At 39.2% G+C, this 16856-nt stretch carries 17 protein-coding genes; 2 read left to right on the forward strand and 15 right to left on the reverse strand.

Translation table 11 applies throughout. From position 1 onward, the window contains the following. Window positions 1-184: 184 nt before the first annotated feature. From htpG to I6E70_RS18335, 11 genes are all read right to left on the reverse strand, one after another. Complete coding sequence (htpG, locus tag I6E70_RS18290) at window positions 185-2098, reverse strand: molecular chaperone HtpG (RefSeq protein ID WP_197189345.1); 1914 nt, start codon at window positions 2096-2098, stop codon at window positions 185-187. A 118-nt stretch (window positions 2099-2216) separates the two neighbouring features. Further along, window positions 2217-2942 carry an RluA family pseudouridine synthase gene (locus I6E70_RS18295; protein WP_197189346.1) on the reverse strand — a complete coding sequence of 242 codons (726 nt, stop codon included), beginning with the start codon at window positions 2940-2942 and terminating at the stop codon, window positions 2217-2219. A gap of 4 nt (window positions 2943-2946) precedes the next feature. After that, a complete protein-coding gene (locus I6E70_RS18300) occupies window positions 2947-4848 on the reverse strand; it encodes an MFS transporter (protein WP_197189347.1) in 1902 nt (633 codons plus the stop codon). 296 nt (window positions 4849-5144) lie between these two features. Further along, entirely contained in the window at window positions 5145-5753 is a 609-nt protein-coding gene (gene recR / locus I6E70_RS18305; RefSeq protein WP_008165968.1) for a recombination mediator RecR, read from the reverse strand. A 7-nt stretch (window positions 5754-5760) separates the two neighbouring features. After that, entirely contained in the window at window positions 5761-6087 is a 327-nt protein-coding gene (locus tag I6E70_RS18310; protein ID WP_002962306.1) for a YbaB/EbfC family nucleoid-associated protein, read from the reverse strand. 60 nt (window positions 6088-6147) lie between these two features. Beyond that, window positions 6148-8673, reverse strand: coding sequence for a DNA polymerase III subunit gamma/tau (gene dnaX / locus I6E70_RS18315; protein ID WP_197189348.1), 2526 nt, complete (start codon window positions 8671-8673; stop codon window positions 6148-6150). 3 nt (window positions 8674-8676) lie between these two features. Continuing rightward, on the reverse strand, window positions 8677-9222 hold the full coding sequence (apt, locus tag I6E70_RS18320; protein ID WP_010553391.1) for an adenine phosphoribosyltransferase: 546 nt from the start codon (window positions 9220-9222) through the stop codon (window positions 8677-8679). A 170-nt stretch (window positions 9223-9392) separates the two neighbouring features. Next, window positions 9393-9515, reverse strand: coding sequence for a hypothetical protein (locus I6E70_RS20820; protein WP_002962301.1), 123 nt, complete (start codon window positions 9513-9515; stop codon window positions 9393-9395). 72 nt (window positions 9516-9587) lie between these two features. After that, the gene (locus tag I6E70_RS18325) at window positions 9588-10340 is read right to left on the reverse strand and encodes an HvfC family RiPP maturation protein (RefSeq protein WP_007584094.1); all 753 of its coding nucleotides are present in this window, start codon (window positions 10338-10340) and stop codon (window positions 9588-9590) included. Between the two features lie 36 nt (window positions 10341-10376). After that, window positions 10377-11234, reverse strand: a complete 858-nt coding sequence (locus I6E70_RS18330) for an HvfB family MNIO-type RiPP peptide maturase (protein ID WP_165725916.1) — start codon at window positions 11232-11234, stop codon at window positions 10377-10379. Between the two features lie 67 nt (window positions 11235-11301). Continuing rightward, window positions 11302-11835, reverse strand: a complete 534-nt coding sequence (locus I6E70_RS18335; protein ID WP_010553389.1) for an HvfA family oxazolone/thioamide-modified RiPP metallophore — start codon at window positions 11833-11835, stop codon at window positions 11302-11304. 225 nt (window positions 11836-12060) lie between these two features. Here I6E70_RS18335 and I6E70_RS18340 point away from each other — a divergent pair, with 225 nt between their 5' ends. After that, complete coding sequence (locus I6E70_RS18340) at window positions 12061-13041, forward strand: tRNA-dihydrouridine synthase (protein ID WP_007583877.1); 981 nt, start codon at window positions 12061-12063, stop codon at window positions 13039-13041. 61 nt (window positions 13042-13102) lie between these two features. Beyond that, window positions 13103-13429, forward strand: a complete 327-nt coding sequence (locus I6E70_RS18345) for a TraR/DksA C4-type zinc finger protein (protein WP_024590816.1) — start codon at window positions 13103-13105, stop codon at window positions 13427-13429. Between the two features lie 16 nt (window positions 13430-13445). Here the strand turns inward: I6E70_RS18345 and I6E70_RS18350 are convergent, their stop codons facing one another. From I6E70_RS18350 to I6E70_RS18365, 4 genes are all read right to left on the reverse strand, one after another. Then, window positions 13446-14489, reverse strand: coding sequence for a hypothetical protein (locus tag I6E70_RS18350; protein ID WP_197189349.1), 1044 nt, complete (start codon window positions 14487-14489; stop codon window positions 13446-13448). A 61-nt stretch (window positions 14490-14550) separates the two neighbouring features. Then, window positions 14551-15810, reverse strand: coding sequence for a tetratricopeptide repeat protein (locus I6E70_RS18355; RefSeq protein ID WP_197189350.1), 1260 nt, complete (start codon window positions 15808-15810; stop codon window positions 14551-14553). An 11-nt stretch (window positions 15811-15821) separates the two neighbouring features. After that, the gene (locus tag I6E70_RS18360; protein ID WP_007583869.1) at window positions 15822-16439 is read right to left on the reverse strand and encodes an energy transducer TonB; all 618 of its coding nucleotides are present in this window, start codon (window positions 16437-16439) and stop codon (window positions 15822-15824) included. Beyond that, window positions 16439-16843 (reverse strand): ExbD/TolR family protein, encoded by a 405-nt coding sequence (locus tag I6E70_RS18365; protein WP_007583867.1) that lies wholly within the window; start codon window positions 16841-16843, stop codon window positions 16439-16441. The genes I6E70_RS18360 and I6E70_RS18365 overlap by 1 nt, the downstream gene beginning before the upstream one ends. Window positions 16844-16856 lie beyond the last annotated feature (13 nt).

The raw sequence follows: 16856 nt of genomic DNA on the forward strand, positions 1-16856 counted from the left end.
TGGCAGAAAGCCTCATTCTAGAGCCACGAAGGGGGCGAAGTTTTCCTCGTTCAGTCAACCCAAGACCACAGCGGTACGCTAGAAATAAAAAAGCCGTTCACCTTAAGTGAACGGCATTAGAACATACGTTCCCTTTTATTTAAAGTATATAATTTATACTTTTATTAACTAAATAGTTAACTGACTACTTGCTTAGTTCAAGCATTAGTTTGTTTAGGCGAGTAACAAACCCAGTTGGATCTTTAAGTGTACCGCGCTCTGCAAGTAATGCTTGGTCTAATAAAACATGTGACCACTGTGAAAATTTATCTTCATCTTGTTCGTCATTCAAATGCTTAACAAGTTGATGCTCTGGGTTTAGCTCAAACACAGGTTTTGCTTCTGGTGCTGCTTGACCAACAGATTCCATTAGCTTTTGCATTTGTGAGCTCATGTCGTTGTCGTCGCTTACAACACATGCTGGAGAATCTGTTAGGCGGTGCGTAAAGCGCACTTCTTTAACGTCATCACCTAGTGCTGTTTTAATACGCTCAACAAGGCCAGCCATCTCTTTTTCAGACTCTTCTTGCGCTTTTTTAGTCTCTTCGTCGTCCAGCTTACCTAAATCTAAATCACCACGTGTGATTGACTGTAGTTGCTTATCAGCAAATTCAGTTAAGTGGCTCATCATCCACTCGTCAACACGGTCACTTAGTAACAATACTTCAATCCCTTTTTTGCGGAAAATCTCTAAATGAGGAGAATTTTTCGCAGAAGTAAATGTATCAGCTACTACATAGTAAATTTTGTCTTGGCCTTCGTTCATACGCTCAACATATTGCTCAAGCGACACATCTTGCGTTTCTGAATCAGTATGAGTAGACGAAAAACGTAGTAGCTTACATACGGCTTCTTTATTTGCCGCATCTTCAGCTGGGCCTTCTTTCATTACTTGGCCAAACTCATTCCAAAATACTTGGTAATCGTCAGCTTTGTTTTTAGCCATACGCTCAAGCATTTTAATAATGCGCGATGTACACCCTTTACGAATAGCTTGCGTTACTTTGTTGTCTTGTAGAATTTCACGAGATACGTTTAGAGGTAAATCGTTTGAATCTAGTAAACCTTTCACAAAACGAAGGTAGCTTGGCATGAACTGCTCAGCATCATCCATTACAAATACACGTTGTACGTAAAGCTTTAAGCCACTTTGACGTTCACGGTTCCATAAATCGAAAGGTGCTTTTTTAGGGATGTATAAAAGGCTAGTGTATTCAGTTTTACCTTCAACCTTATTATGTGCCCAGCTAAGTGGATCTTCCCAGTCGTGGCTTACGTGCTTGTAAAACTCTTTGTATTCTTCATCAGAAAGCTCTGACTTATCACGCGTCCACAATGCAGTTGCACGGTTAATGCTTTCCCACTCACCTGATACTGCTGGAATTTTTTCGCCGTCTTCGCCTTCAGACTCTGGTACTTCTGCTTTAAACATTTGTACAGGTGTTGAAATATGGTCTGAGTATTTTGTAACAATGCCACGTAAGCGGTAATCGTCAGCAAATTCTTTTTCTTCATCACGAAGATGTAAAATAATGTCGGTACCACGGCCTTCTTTTTCAATTTCTTGAAGCGTGTATTCGCCTTCACCTTGAGATTCCCACTCGTAAGCGGTTGTTTCACCGGCTTTACGTGTACGAACAGTTACTAAATCAGCAACAATAAATGCTGAGTAAAAACCAACACCAAATTGACCAATTAATTGTGAATCTTTACTTTGATCACCCGTTAAGTTTTTGAAAAACTCAGCAGTACCCGACTTTGCAATAGTACCCAATGAGCTTATTACTTCATCACGTGTCATACCAATACCATTATCAGAAATGGTAATTGTATTTGCTTCTTTATCAGCACTAATACGAACACGTAAATCGGCATCACCTTGGTAAAGGTCGCCTTGAGATAGCGCTAAAAAGCGTAACTTGTCTGCCGCATCTGATGCGTTTGACACAAGTTCGCGTAAAAATATTTCTTTATTAGAATAAAGAGAATGAATCATTAAGTTTAATAATTGTTTTACTTCTGTTTGAAAGCCTAATGTTTCTTTTTGTGCTGCAGTCATTTATATATCTCCAATTTGCAAAGTGTCTGCGTTATGCACTTAATATGGGGTGAGGTGTTAGAACTTCAAGGGAAAAATCAAAAAAAGGTGAAACGAAAAAATAGAATATCTCGTTTATCTAAAATGGGTGCGGACAATTAATATGAATCATTTCACCTGTTGTTGGATGTTCAAAATATAAATCGCTGGCATGTAATTGTAAGCGCCCTGCCATGTACTCACTTTGCGCACTTTTATATAAATCACAGCCTAAAATTGGATGCCCTATAAACTGGCTGTGTATTCGTAATTGATGGGTACGTCCGGTAACGGGCGTAAATTGCACTAAGGTTCTGCACGGCTGTTTAAGCCGCTCAAGCACACTGTATTCACTCACCGCTACTTTGCCCGTCGATTGGCAAATTTTAACACGCGGAAAAAGCAGTTTATCTTTTGCAATTGGCGCAGTAATTTGCCCTTCATCAACAGCCAAGCATCCCTCTAACATGGCTACATAACGCTTTTGAATAGTGCGTGCCTGAAATTGCTTATTAAGATGCTTTGATGCTTTGGCGTTTAATCCAACAATCATAATGCCCGATGTGCCCAAATCTAGCCGATGCGGTAACTTAGCTTCTGCAAATGCAGCTGTTAAGCCCTTTTGACCATTTACTAAGCGGTAATGCACTGAGTCCCAGTTAAGCGGATTCTTACCAGACAAACTTAATAACCCACTGGGTTTATTGATCAGTAAAATATCATCATCTTGATATAATATTTCAATAAACCCGTCGCACTTAGGCGCTACAAAGTCATCAACAATCATTTGTGACTCTACTGGTGTATCCAATATTGAGTTAGCCATTAAATTAATCAATATCTTTTGAATGAAGCGCTTTTAAAGCCAATACTTGCTCACGCAAATCGTCTGCTACTACTTTGTCAGCAGCAATCGGGGTACCTACTGCAACCGACACCAAAGACCATTTTAATCGTGGTAGTTGCCACTTAGCTTTTCGGCTAAACATACTTCCCCACAGGCCCCCTAAATGCACAGGAATAACAGGCACAGGTGAGCGCTCAATAATGCGCTCGATTCCACGGCGAAAAATATCGATAGAGCCGTCGCTGGTTAGTTTTCCTTCAGGGAAAATACCAACAAGTTCGCCTTTATTAAGCGCAGCAGCCACTTCGTCAAACGCTTTTTTAAACGCTTCTGGATTGGTTTTTTCACTGTTAATGGGAATAGCTTTGGCCATTTTAAATAACCAATGTAGGGCTGGCGAATAATAAATAGGGGCAAATACCATAAATCGGATAGGCCTTGGTGATGCTGCTAAAATAAACATCCAATCGACAAAGCTCACGTGATTACACACTATAACGGCAGCGCCTTCATCTGGAATATTACTTTCACCTTTTGTACGCACTCTGTACATACAAATAGCTAAAATATATATAATAAATCGTAAAAAGAACTCTGGTACTTTGGTATAAATATAAACAGATATAAGCAAGTTTAGCCCAGCAAGTAACAGTAGCAACTCTGAAATACTCCACTGAAAAACAGACAGCGTTACAATACTTAAAACAGCACTGCCCACCATAAACAGTGCATTTAATACATTGTTAGCCGCTATAACTCGTGAGCGACTCGACTCTTCAGTACGCTGTTGAATAAGCGCATACAGCGGTACAGTATAAAAACCAGAGCCAATACCAATGCCTGCCATCCATACAAAATGCCACAACATGTCGCCTGTTTTTAATAACTGCTCAAGCGTCAATAATTCAAGGTTTTGAGGTAAATAAGAGCTAATAACGCTCTCTTGGCTCAGTAAGTATAAAAACAAGGTAATTAAAATAGCGCCAAAAGGCACAATTCCTAATTCTATTCGAGAGCGAGAAAGCTTTTCACATAATAACGAACCAATAGCAATACTTAGTGAAAACACAACAAGCGCGCTAGTTACAACCAGTTCATCGCCGCCCATTGTGTGTTTTACATAATTTGGTAGGGACGTTAAAATAATTGCGCCAATTAACCAAAACCAACTGATCCCGAGGACTGATTTACCAACCGATTCTGTTTGCGAATTAAGTGCTGAAAATACGTTTTTCGTGGATGAAAATATATTATAGGTAAATTTTAAGTTAGGCTCGTTTGCCTCACTAATGGGTATAAAGCGACTGCTCACATAACCCATAACAGCCAGTACTAACACGGTAATACTTATAAGCGTAGGCCCTACTGATTGAGTAATATAATAGGTGCCAAAAATTGTACCAATTAATATTGCTACAAACGTGCCTGATTCAACCAAGCCATTCGCTTTTGTTAATTCGTTAGGGGCTACGTGCTGCGGTAAAATAGAGTATTTTAATGGACCAAAAAACGTACTTTGTACGCCCATTAAAAATACGGTGGCTAACATCAGCCAAACATACTGCGTTAAAATAGAGACAGCCCCTACAACCATAATAGGGATTTCACATAGCTTTACGATTCTGATTAGTTTGGATTTTTCTGTTTTTTCAGCTAGCTGCCCCGCCATCCCTGAAAATAAAAAGAAAGGTAGGATAAATAACCCAGCAGCAATATTTGAATAAAGTGCGCCATCAGCAAGCGTTGCAGCCTGGAATATCAATAAAATAAGCACTGATTGCTTATACACGTTATCGTTTATCGCTGAGAAAAACTGCGTAGTAAAAAGCGGTAAAAAACGCTTACTACCCAGTAATGTACCTTGGTAGGGTTGATTATCTTTCATTGTATTCCTTACTAATTAGAGACATAGCCCAAAAATATATTATACCAATTTGTTTAATTAAATGATCTATTTTGAGGGCGGAAAAACGTGTTGATAGCTAGGCAAAAAATTCGCTATTTAGTTGTTCTAAATGAGAATTTTTTAACGCAGGTAGCGACACGTTTAGCCCCGCAAAATGATTAAGTATTATTGCGGATTGGTATTAGATTGTTTCTAAGCTTACCTTAAAAACAAAAAAGCCTACATAATTTAATCATGTAGGCTTTTATAATATCTTTTCAAATAGTGACTTAGAGTTAGTCTTGTGTAACTAAACGCCTGCCGCTAAAAGCATGCATAAGCGTTCTACCATCTACTAAATCAAGCTCGCCCCCCACAGGAATACCGTGAGCGATACGCGAAGCACCTACTTTATATTTATGACAAAGCTGAGCAATATAATGAGCTGTAGTATCGCCTTCAACGGTAGGGTTAGTCGCTAAAATAACCTCATTAATACCGCCTTGAGCAAGTTTTTGCTCTAAAACGTCTAAGCCAATTTCTTTAGGGCCGATACCGTCAATTGGCGATAAATGACCCATTAAAACAAAGTATAGCCCTAAGTACTGACCCGTTTGCTCAATGGCAAGCACATCAGTAGGCGATTCAACAACACATAATATGCCGCTGTCTTGGCGTTTTGTACTTAAACAAATATCGCACTGAGCTTGTTCGCAAAAAGTACGACAAGACTGACAATGCCCTATGGCTGTCATTGCTTTAGTCAATGCATTGCCCAGCTGAGTGCCTCCCTTTCGGTCGCGCTCAAGCAAGTGAAAAGCAATACGTTGCGCTGACTTTGGACCTATGCCCGGTTGACAGCGCAGTGCTTCTATAAGCTGATTTAAACTATCTGAAAGTTGCATTATTTACTTAAAACGGCATTTTCATACCTGGTGGTAATTGCATGCCGCCAGTTACTTTACCCATGCGCTCTTGTGTTTCTTCAGCAACACGGCGTACAGCATCGTTACATGCTGCTGCAAGTAAGTCTTCAATCATGTCTTTGTCGTCTTCCATAAGGCTTTCATCAAGCTGAACACGACGTACATTGTGGTTACCAAGCATGGTTACTTTAACTAAACCGGCACCGGCTTCGCCAACAACTTCTAATGTTGCGATTTCGTCTTGGGCTTTTTGCATGCGATCTTGCATTTGCTGCGCTTGCTTCATCATGTTACCCATTCCACCTTTAAACATAACTTTCTCTCTTTCTTTTAATACATTAATTAACATGAACATAAGGGCGATTGTAAGTAATTACAATGCCTGAATACTGTTTTCGTCAATTTCGGCGCTAAATACTTGCTGAAATTGTACTATGTTTTCATCAGATGTGATCACATCGATTGCTTGTTGATGACGACCTGCATCAATTTTTTGCTGAATAAGATAAGGAGAGTCAATAACTCCCTTAGCAAAATTAATACTTAACGACACGTTATGCTCGTAAATACTCGACAATGCGGCATCTAATCTTTGGCGAAGCATCGGTGTATCTAAATGCTTTTGTGATTCATCAACGTCTATATGTAAACTGTTGCCTTGCTTGGTAAATATTGAATGCAATGCAAATTGGCGCATACGACCACCCAGTCCCATACGTTTAATTAAATAAGCCCATTCATCTTGTTGATGTGCAAATCTAATTTCACTAATTGGGCTTTGAAAATCATCAGGGGCAGGAATACTTACTTCCTCTGGCACTATTTCAGGCGCTTTTTGAGGGTTTATTTGCTCAAGTAATTCTGGCGCAAGATTTTCAGTAATTGTTTGGTGCTTTGCTTTAAAATCAATCTTACTAGTTGGCTTTATGTTGGAGTGATTATGTGCCTGAGTTTGGCCCCCTGTTACTGGGAGCTCATGCTTTTTTTCACTCTCACCTTCGCTATCAGTTTCCCAAGGAGGGATATCGCCAGACGCATTACCTGAAGGGCTATTAAGCTCACTTGCACTTGTATCTGCACTACCTTGATGAACACTTTGGGCTTTAGGCATTCTTGGATGCTGTTCTGGCTTTTTAGCAGGCGCTTGGCTTGGCTGCACTGCTACATTATTTGCAGATGTACTTGTACTCTTGCCTGATAACCTACCCGCACCCGATATGTTTCTGTCACGTAAAATACGAGCAATGGCAGATTGCGCCTGCGCTTCTTGTTCAGCTATTGGCGTACTTGCATTGTGATTTGCTAAGGGCTCTGGTGAAAACTCTGAGTTTGCAGTAGGTGCAGGTTTAAAACCCTGATCTACAGCGCTACTCATTATATCGTCAAACTGCGAAGCTAACGTTTGCTCAGCATCACTATGTTGCATGTAAGCTTCATCTTCACTTTGGCGCTGGGCTTGAGCATCCGAAACAACATTGGTTTGTGGTTGTTCATTAGCTGAAGCCTGTTGTTCAAAAGCGTTTTCACTTTGTTGAACCGGTTGCTCTACTGCAACTTGGGCAGGCTCATTATTACTTTGTACGACATCATTATTCGATGTCTGAGCAGCAACATTTGGTAAAGGCTCTATCTCAAGGGATTTAGGCTGCTCTATATTGCTAACTGGCTTAGTATTATTTACAGGGGCACTACTTTGGCTAGCTACAGTGTTTTGCGATGTTTTATTTTTATTTAATATATCTCGCAGTGCATTTGCGCGGCTTTGTTTATTTGGAGCCGGCTCTTCGTTTACTGTGTGTACAGTTTGTTGAGCGTCTGTAGGCTTAAATGCTAATAATCTTAGCATTATCATTTCAAAACCTAAACGAGGCTCTGGTGCCCATTGTAAATCTTTTTTACCATTTAACAGTAACTGATAATAAATTTGAATTTGTTGTGGGCTCGTATGTTGTGCAACATGAGCAATATAATCTACATTTTTTTCATCTAGCCCTGCCGCTTCTGGCACTAACTGGGTTAGTTGGGTCAAATGCGTAAGTGCAATTAAATCATCAAGCAATGCAACATAATTAGGATTACGACTTGCCACCTGTGCAATCTCATCCATTAGCGCAACGCCATCTTGTGCAAGTAATGCTGCAAGCAAGCTTTGGCTATAATGAGTATCCATTAAACCAAGCATTGTTTGTACTGCTTGATTATTAATATCACCATTTGTTTGTGCAATAGCTTGGTCAGTTAAGCTAAGCGCATCACGCATACTGCCATCAGCGGCTTTTGAAATAATGCTAAGTGCATCAGTGTCAAAGCTAAGCTGCTCTTGAGTAAGTACGTGTTCAAGCTGTGTTTTAATTTCACTTTGCGACAAGGCATTTAAGTTAAATTGTAAACAGCGAGATAAAATAGTAACTGGTAGTTTTTGAGGATCGGTCGTCGCCAATAAAAATTTCACATGCTCTGGTGGCTCTTCAAGCGTTTTCAAAAGCGCATTAAAGCTGTGCTTAGAAAGCATGTGAACTTCATCGATTAGGTATACTTTATAACGTCCACGTGTTGGTGCATATTGAACGTTATCGAGTATTTCGCGGGTGTCTTCTACTTTTGTACGAGAAGCCGCATCTATTTCGAGTAAGTCAATGTAGCGCCCTGCTTCTATATCTAAACAGCTGCTACATTGGCCACACGGATTTGCAGATATACCTTCGTCGCAATTTAAGCTTTTAGCAAAAATACGCGCAATAGTGGTTTTACCTACACCGCGGGTTCCAGTGAATAAATAAGCGTGATGCAGTCTATTTTGTGTAAGCGCATTTACAAGCGCTTGCTTAACATGAGACTGCCCAACCAATTCATGAAAGGTTTGAGGACGCCATTTTCTCGCTAGAACCTGATAACTCATCGATTACTCGCCTTCGAATTCAACCAATTTTAGGATTTTAATACCCATTTTTTTGATGCGCTGCTCGCCACCAAGTTCTGGTAGTGATACAACAAATGCAGCATCTGTGGCTTTGCCACCTAGTTTATGAACTAATTTAGCGGTGGCTTCAATTGTGCCGCCAGTTGCTAATAAGTCATCAACTAATAATACTTTATCGCCAGGTACAATTGCATCAACATGCAGCTCTAGCGTGTCTTCACCGTACTCAAGTAAGTAATCTTGACGAATAACTTCGCGTGGTAACTTACCTGGTTTACGAACTGGAATAAACGGAATGCCTAATGCGTAAGACAGTGGCGCACCAAAAATAAAGCCACGTGATTCTGTGCCAATTATTTTAGTAAAACCCTGATCTTTATATTCTGCGATAAACGCGTCAATAGTTGCTTTAAAGGCTTCTGGATTTGCCATTAAAGTGGTTACATCGCGAAACATGATGCCCGGCTTTGGATAATCAGCAATTGTAGTTATGCTGTTTTTGATAATTGCTGGTGTTACTTGAGTCATAATTTTAACTGCTCAATTGTTTATATTACAAAGCAGGTGATTATAACCTTAACTAACCTTTAATTGCGAGTTTGGCGTTACTATAAAAGAAGTATTAACTATGGGGGGGTAATTAAAATAAAGTGGTTCAAGGCTGAAGTAAGCAACAGCCTTAATAAACGCTATGCATTTTAAGTTAAGCTAGTGATCCAGCCTAATATTGCATTTAAACAACCAATCCCTGCAAATACAGCTAAGAAAGCAAGAAAATAAGTAGCGTTGAACGGATCTTTAAAGTCTTTATCATCTGACATTGGTACAACCTTTTATTAAGCACGACAAATAAGGCTGCCATAATAGACGATGTAAAATCATCAATAAAGACCTTAATCTTGATTTTTTGTCACAATTACACCGCGTTCAACCATTGCATTAAGGGTAACCAATGCGCCTTGAGCAATTTGCTCTGCATTAAATTGTGGTGCATGAGCGAATACCTGTTGGCAAACGTCGTCAAATGTCGCTCCATCACTTGCCTCAATAATTGATAGTAACAAAGCAGTCATCGCATTCGTAGCCAGAAATTGAACGTCATCATCTTCATCTCTATATACAACAAAATAATTAGGCTGAGGTGATGGCTCTTTTGGTTTAAAGCGATTGCTAATATTTTGAACCGGAAATTGATAACTTAAATTTCTTGCCGTTTTCGATAAATACAAAGCAGAACTAGTAAGCGCTGTTGTTTGTAATTTTTGCTCTTGCTCATCTTCGTGTGCAATCGATACATCTAGCTCTACCCATTCATAATGTGCAAGTTCTAGCATAAACACGGGATCGTATCTTTTCATTTTATAATCACTTGATAAGTAATTAATAAACTCCCCTGCTATATCTAAAAAGTACGGCGAATGACAATCATATTCGCTAAAAAATTGGCGTACAAGGACCAGCCATTGCTTGTCTGTATATAAGGTTTTTAATACAGGAAAACCTGATGATATAAAACCTTCAATGTTATTAAAAAATAGGTCGCGATAAATGGCCATACGCCTGTCTTCGATACCGCTGGGCTTTTTATTTTTTTTAGGCTCGCGAATATGCGCCATAAATTCGTTTTGTATTTCAATAAAGCTCATAACCAGGCACTCTTTTAATATTTATAAAGGCTTATATTAAGCTCGTTGTTTTGAAACCGTTGAAGTAATGTGTTTAGCTTGTAGCTCATGAATTATATCTAACTCTTTGGTTAAAATATTCATGGTAGGGATATTAAAATCGCGCTCAAGCAAGGTTGGAAATACGCCATGCACTTCATATGCTTTATCCAGTAGCTCCCACACAGGATCAATGACATCAGCACCATGTGTATCAACTATTAAGTCATCAGCCTCATTATAATGGCCTGCAACGTGCCCATAGGCAATACGATTAGAAGGCAGCCCAGTTAAAAACGATTGTGCGTTATAGCCATGATTAATCGAATTCACATAAATGTTATTCACATCCAGTAAAAGCTTGCAGTCTGCCTGCTCTAAAATGGTATTTGTAAATTCGAGCTCTGATAATTGCTGTCCAGGAGCGCCATAATAGGAAACATTTTCTATCGCAATTTGCTGCTCAAGTATGTCTTGTACTTGTTTAATACGAGGGACAACATGTGCTATTGCATCTTGTGTAAACGGAATAGGCATTAAGTCATACATATGGCCTGTACCAGAGCAGTAACTTAAGTGCTCACTGAAAATTTTTATATTGTGCTCTTCAAAAAAAACTTTTAAAGATTTAACAAATTCAACATCCAGTGGTTCGGGTGAACCGATAGACAGTGATAATCCATGACACACAAAATTATTTGCATCTGTTAATGTTCTAAATTGCTTTTTAAAGCGTCCACCTAGTTTTAACCAGTTCTCTGGCGCAACTTCCAAAAAATCTACTTGATTAGGTACGTGTTCAAGCAGTTCATCAAGCATTTCTCGTCGTAGGCCAAGGCCCACCATCCCGAAATCTGTACTCTGGATTTGTGTCATAACTACCTCTAACTTATCAAAAAAGGGCCTTAAGGCCCTTTTAGCATAACTTATTTAGAATAAGATATTAACGACCGCCACATTTACCTTCGCCGCACTTACCTTCTTTTTTAGTTTTTTTAGCATCGCCGCCGCATTTACCTTCACCACATTTGCCTTCTGTTTTAGCTTTTGCATCTTTTGCATCGCCGCCACATTTACCTTCACCACACTTGCCTTCTGTTTTAGCTTTTGCATCTTTTGCGTCGCCGCCACATTTACCTTCACCACACTTGCCTTCTGTTTTAGCTTTTGCATCTTTTGCATCGCCGCCACATTTACCTTCACCACACTTGCCTTCTGTTTTAGCTTTTGCATCTTTTGCATCGCCGCCACATTTACCTTCGCCGCACTTACCTTCTGTTTTAGCTTTTGCATCTTTAGCATCGCCGCCACATTTACCTTCACCACACTTACCTTCTTTAGCGTCTAGTTGGTAACCTGTCACTAATTGTTGAAACTCAAATGGGTTGGCTTGTACATCTGCAGATACAAAGCTTGCAGAGCCAACAACTACTGCACCTAAAGTTAACGCGATTGTATTTTTTTTAACTGTATTCATTTTGTGACTCTCTTTAATCAAGTATTGTAAATCTCAGCAATAAAAATGTATTTTAAATTGCTTGTATGCTTAAGTAGACCTGTACGAGAATAAAAACTTTCATTTATTTTCATAATATTTACTTTTGCGGTTTCTACATTAAATATGGTTGGTAATTACAGATTTATCAATGTGTGATTTACAGGTAAACTATGCGTCCAGTTTTTTATCAAAATTAATCACTTTATGAAACTTGTTTTAGCACCTATGGAAGGTGTCGTTGATTTTAAAATGCGCCAATTACTCACAGACATTGGTGGGTTCGATTTGTGCGTTACCGAGTTTGTAAGAGTGGTTGAAACATGCTTACCTGATAAAGTTTTTCATCGATTTTGCCCTGAACTACATAATAATGGATTTACGCGAGCAGGTACTCCTGTGCGTGTTCAATTACTCGGCCAAGAAGCAAATCCGTTAGCCGAAAATGCAGTAAGAGCAATTGCTTTAGGATCTCATGGGGTCGACCTTAACTTTGGTTGCCCAGCAAAAACCGTTAATCGTAGTCGAGGGGGTGCTGTACTGCTTAAAGATCCTGACCACATGTATACGATTATTAAAGCAGTCCGAGATGCTGTAGATGATAAACATGAAGTAAGTGCAAAAATTCGCTTAGGCTTTGATGACGACAGTAACAGCCAAGAAATTGTTGATGCTGTGGTAAGCGCAGGCGCAAATAGTGTAGCTATACACGCCAGAACCAAACGTGATGGTTATAACCCGCCAGCTTATTGGGAAAAAATTCCACCAATAATAAAAGATAAAAATATTGCCGTTGTTGCCAATGGTGAAATTTGGCAAGTTGAGGACGCAATGCTTTGCCAAAAACGAAGTGGATGTACTGATTTGATGCTTGGTCGTGGCGCCCTTTCGCACCCTGATTTAGCAAAAAAAATTAAAGCTCATGTAAATAATGAACAATATGATGGCCTTCAATGGGAGCATATTATTTATCACTTAATCCACTCTGCTATTCATCAAGACCCTGCAAAAGATGAAAAGTATTTTGCTTCTCGTACAAAGCAATGGCTAGGTTACCTTAAACGCCAATACCCGCAAGCGATCGATTTATTTGATGAAATCAGGCGTTTAAAAAGTAAAGAAGATGTGGCAAGCGTATTAAATAAATACGCCAAAGCACCGCAACTTGATTCAAATCATAACGGCTAACCTAAAGCCTCTAGATAATATCAGTATAACGTGAAGCCAATTTAATAAGGTTGTACTGATAATGCATCATCAAAAAAGACTAAACGATGAAATAGCACAAATTAAATTAAATATATTAACTATGCTTTCTAAATCAGCCTACCCTACACATCAGCATTTAATACAAATTTTAGATAATACAGCAAACAATGAATGGTTAGACTGTGCAGCAGAGAAGCTAGGTCCTGAGTATGCGTTTTTGATCAGTCGCATGACTAAATTAGAAGCGGCGGTCAGCCAAATAGAAATTGGGCAATATGGCTACTGCTGCGACTGTGAAGAAAAAATACCAGCCAAATCACTTGAACTAGACCCCGCAACCCAACGGTGTACAAAGTGCGCACAATAAGCGCACTTTCAAATCATTATATAATGTGTTGTATAAAGCTAAATGATTGCCCTGGGTAGAGTATTATATCTTCAACTAAATATTGAGCCTCTTCTTGGGTGATTTCTAAGCGTTTCATAAGGTTTACCTTCGCCTGTGGCAAAGTCCACGCATGGTAATGAATGCCAATATCTGATTCCATCATTGCAAGCATCAATGTTTTATCTTTATCAGACATGTTCATATTGCTCGCCATTGCAGGTAAGTCTTGATAATCAGCCTGCCAATCAAGACCTTCAATTAATTTTTCATCCGATAGATACTGCACTAAAAACGATTTTTTATGAGAAATAGACAATTTACTGTCGAATACAACACGATCTAATACTTTTATATTTTCATTTAAAATAGTAACCCACTCTAGCGGTGAATGTACTTCGCCACTAAAGTAATTTAGTTTGCTCTGATACCACTGTGACCCATTTGGCAGGCCTCTCAGACCAACACTACCTCTAGGCTTGTAACTAGCTAAATAATCGCTAAAAGCTCTTATATGACTCTTAAGCGCTGGTTGAACGTCATTACTACCTATCGCACTCAATACATAGCTTTGTAGTAGTGTGAGCTCAATTTTATTCAGCTTTAAATTGCTTTGTTTAGCACTGTCTAGCGTATCTTGGGTTAACTTAAGCCAAGTAATAATATTATCCGGCGTACTTTTTGAACCCTCAAAAGCAAGCATGTTTTTTAATACGTCTACTTGAGCCGGCCAATTAAAATAGCGCTCAGGAAAGCGCTCTGCAATAACCAAGTAGTTTACTTGTGCAATTTGATTGAGATTAAGCTCCATACCCATTAGGTTCTGATAAATAGTATGACGTTTAACTAAATACGCATCAGAAAATACCAATTGCTCTTTAGTAATCCTATCGATTTTTTTAGCGTCTGGTTGTACAAGTGCCATGTTTAAAGTTTTTAAAGCAACTTGTGCGTCTTCAAATGACTCATAAGGTTGAGGCTGCTTTGAACATGCAGCTAAAAATAAGCACAGTAGTAATGAAAAAGAGAGCTTTTTATACATAGTAGTTCCAATAAAAAAAGCCCCAGAGGGGCTTTTTATAAGTTGCTTTAGCTAATTAAAATTAAATTTTAACACCGTTGCGAGCGGCTTTATCTTTAATATATGTAGACCAACCTTTTGCAAACTTACGTGTGCGAGGGTCATCCATAGCTTTAGTAATTGCAGCATATGCTTGCTTATACTTACCTTGATAGTAATACGCTTCAGCTAAATCTGAATAAATAGTACCTTTTTTGTCAGAGCCAAGCTCTAATGCTTTGTTCAAACGAACAACAGCAGCACTGAATTTCTCAGATTGTAAAAGTAATGAACCAGCTTTACGGTAAAGTTCAGCGTCGTCATCAAATTTAGCAGCTTCTTCATAGTACTTAGCAGCTTTTTCTAGATCCTTAGAGCGATGATAGTTACTAGCAATCGCGCTAACATTCTGCTTTGTACGTTTTACTTTTTCACTCTTAACGGCCTTTTCTAGCGTTACAGCTGCTCTAAAAGGGATCTCGTTTAGAGAGTAAAAGTTAGATAAGACTTTATACTCAACTTCATTTTCAAAGTAACCGTTCTTGTAAGCAACTTCCATCGTTGCTAAACCTTTTTGATAGTCTTCGGTTTGTAGGTAATATTTACCTAAGCTAACCCAAGCTTTTTTATCATCAGGCCATACACGAACAATCTCTTCGCCAATCTTAACCATGTTTGCATAATCTTTAAGTTCAAAGTATGCACCCAGTTTTAATTGGTAAGGACCTTTATTAGGTTCTTTTTGAAGTTTAATTGCCTTATCTGCTGGTTCAAAAACATCACGGAATTGCTCTAACTGATAGTTAGCTTGAGCAATACGTGTATAAACCGTAGGGTCCTCTTCACCGGTAAAGTCCATCCAAGCTACATATGCTTTTTTAGCTTCTTGGAACTTTTCTGTACCAGCGTATAAGTCACCTAACAACTTAAGAGTTTGTTCTTGATCAGCAAAGTTTAAAACATCAGGTGCAACGGCTTGCTTAGAGTACTTGATCGCTTCGTCATACTTTTCTTTTTGAGCGTACATGCTACCTAGGTAACGATTTACGGTCGCTTTATCAAAGTCATTCGAAGGCTCGATTTCTCTAAGCAAAACAATTGCTTCATCAACTTTTTCTTCGTTGTACAAATCAAATGCTTTAATTACTTTTTTACCAGTACGCTCGCCCATGATTTTAGTTTTTGCTTTTTTACGCTCTTCAATCTTTGCGTAATCCGGCGCTGCTAAAACAGATGCACTTAAAGTAGCACCCGACACAGACATAAGAATTGCAAGAGCAGTTACTTTAGAAAAATTTCTCATTACTCGCCTCCTTAGTTGCCTTGGTTAAGTTTAAAGTCTAATTGAACTTGTAAACCTGGTTGTTTCTGTGGTTTTCCGTCAATGATCTTAGGACGGTACTTCCACTTACGCAGTGCGCGTTTAGCTTCACGGTCAAAGATACGTTTTGGATCTGCGTCAATTACTTCAACGTCAGTTACTCCACCTAACTCATCAATTGTGAATGAAAGTTGTACCCAACCTTCTTTGCCATCACGTGCTGCTTGCGTTGGATATTTTGGTTCTATACGAACGATAGGTGTCGCATCACCATCTCGTCCAAATGCACCAGGACCACTTAGTCCACCAGCTGAACTACCAACATCAATGCTACCCATATTAAATGACATAGCACCAGGGTTTGGATTATTATTTTCCGGCTGTGGCGGCTGCGGTTTAGGCGGCTGCTTTGGCGGTGGTGGAGGAGGAGGCGGAACACGCTTCCTCTCCTGCACCTTAGATTCAGGCGGATTCGTCATTATTTCGACTATGATCTGCTCTTTTTGTTCCGTATTACGGTCAGCCCCACCAGAGATGAGGAAGGCCATGAAGTAGAACAAGCCGAAAGTAACTGCCCCACCTGCAATCAGTGAAAACAGAAAACGAATCATTACTGATCTCCAGCTATTGAAATTCTAAGGTTGTCACCCGTCGCTTTAATCTGGTCCATAACTTTAACCACTGTGCCGTGTTTAGCTTCTTTATCAGCTTGTATAATCACAACTTCAGTAGGTTGTTCTGCTAATAAACTTTCGATTTTTGCTGAAATACGTTCAACATCAATTTGTTGTTTATCAACCCAGATTTCGCCGTTACTACGAATAGCAATAAAAATGTTAGCATTTTTTTGCTTAGTAGCTTGGGCAGCTTTTGGTTTATTGACCTCGATACCAGCCTCTTTAACGAACGATGTAGTTACGATAAAGAAAATAAGCATGATAAATACGATGTCAAGCATTGGCGTCATATCAACCGCTGCTTCTTCTTCTTCACGAAAACGTTGTTTACGTGCCATATTTAATTCTCTC

The organism is Pseudoalteromonas sp. NGC95 (assembly GCF_015864705.1).
Taxonomy (GTDB): domain Bacteria; phylum Pseudomonadota; class Gammaproteobacteria; order Enterobacterales; family Alteromonadaceae; genus Pseudoalteromonas; species Pseudoalteromonas arctica.

Excerpts from the sequence above, each read along its gene's own strand:
- I6E70_RS18340 (WP_007583877.1), top strand. The coding sequence starts at position 12,061 with ATGAAACTTGTTTTAGCACCTATGGAAGGTGTCGTTGATTTTAAAATG.
- dnaX (WP_197189348.1), bottom strand. The coding sequence starts at position 8,673 with ATGAGTTATCAGGTTCTAGCGAGAAAATGGCGTCCTCAAACCTTTCAT.
- I6E70_RS18350 (WP_197189349.1), bottom strand. The coding sequence starts at position 14,489 with ATGTATAAAAAGCTCTCTTTTTCATTACTACTGTGCTTATTTTTAGCT.
- I6E70_RS18345 (WP_024590816.1), top strand. The coding sequence starts at position 13,103 with ATGCATCATCAAAAAAGACTAAACGATGAAATAGCACAAATTAAATTA.
- I6E70_RS18365 (WP_007583867.1), bottom strand. The coding sequence starts at position 16,843 with ATGGCACGTAAACAACGTTTTCGTGAAGAAGAAGAAGCAGCGGTTGAT.
- I6E70_RS18355 (WP_197189350.1), bottom strand. The coding sequence starts at position 15,810 with ATGAGAAATTTTTCTAAAGTAACTGCTCTTGCAATTCTTATGTCTGTG.
- I6E70_RS18335 (WP_010553389.1), bottom strand. The coding sequence starts at position 11,835 with ATGAATACAGTTAAAAAAAATACAATCGCGTTAACTTTAGGTGCAGTA.
- I6E70_RS18330 (WP_165725916.1), bottom strand. The coding sequence starts at position 11,234 with ATGACACAAATCCAGAGTACAGATTTCGGGATGGTGGGCCTTGGCCTA.
- I6E70_RS18295 (WP_197189346.1), bottom strand. The coding sequence starts at position 2,942 with ATGGCTAACTCAATATTGGATACACCAGTAGAGTCACAAATGATTGTT.
- I6E70_RS18300 (WP_197189347.1), bottom strand. The coding sequence starts at position 4,848 with ATGAAAGATAATCAACCCTACCAAGGTACATTACTGGGTAGTAAGCGT.
- apt (WP_010553391.1), bottom strand. The coding sequence starts at position 9,222 with ATGACTCAAGTAACACCAGCAATTATCAAAAACAGCATAACTACAATT.
- htpG (WP_197189345.1), bottom strand. The coding sequence starts at position 2,098 with ATGACTGCAGCACAAAAAGAAACATTAGGCTTTCAAACAGAAGTAAAA.
- recR (WP_008165968.1), bottom strand. The coding sequence starts at position 5,753 with ATGCAACTTTCAGATAGTTTAAATCAGCTTATAGAAGCACTGCGCTGT.
- I6E70_RS18360 (WP_007583869.1), bottom strand. The coding sequence starts at position 16,439 with ATGATTCGTTTTCTGTTTTCACTGATTGCAGGTGGGGCAGTTACTTTC.
- I6E70_RS18325 (WP_007584094.1), bottom strand. The coding sequence starts at position 10,340 with ATGAGCTTTATTGAAATACAAAACGAATTTATGGCGCATATTCGCGAG.
- I6E70_RS18310 (WP_002962306.1), bottom strand. The coding sequence starts at position 6,087 with ATGTTTAAAGGTGGAATGGGTAACATGATGAAGCAAGCGCAGCAAATG.
- I6E70_RS20820 (WP_002962301.1), bottom strand. The coding sequence starts at position 9,515 with ATGTCAGATGATAAAGACTTTAAAGATCCGTTCAACGCTACTTATTTT.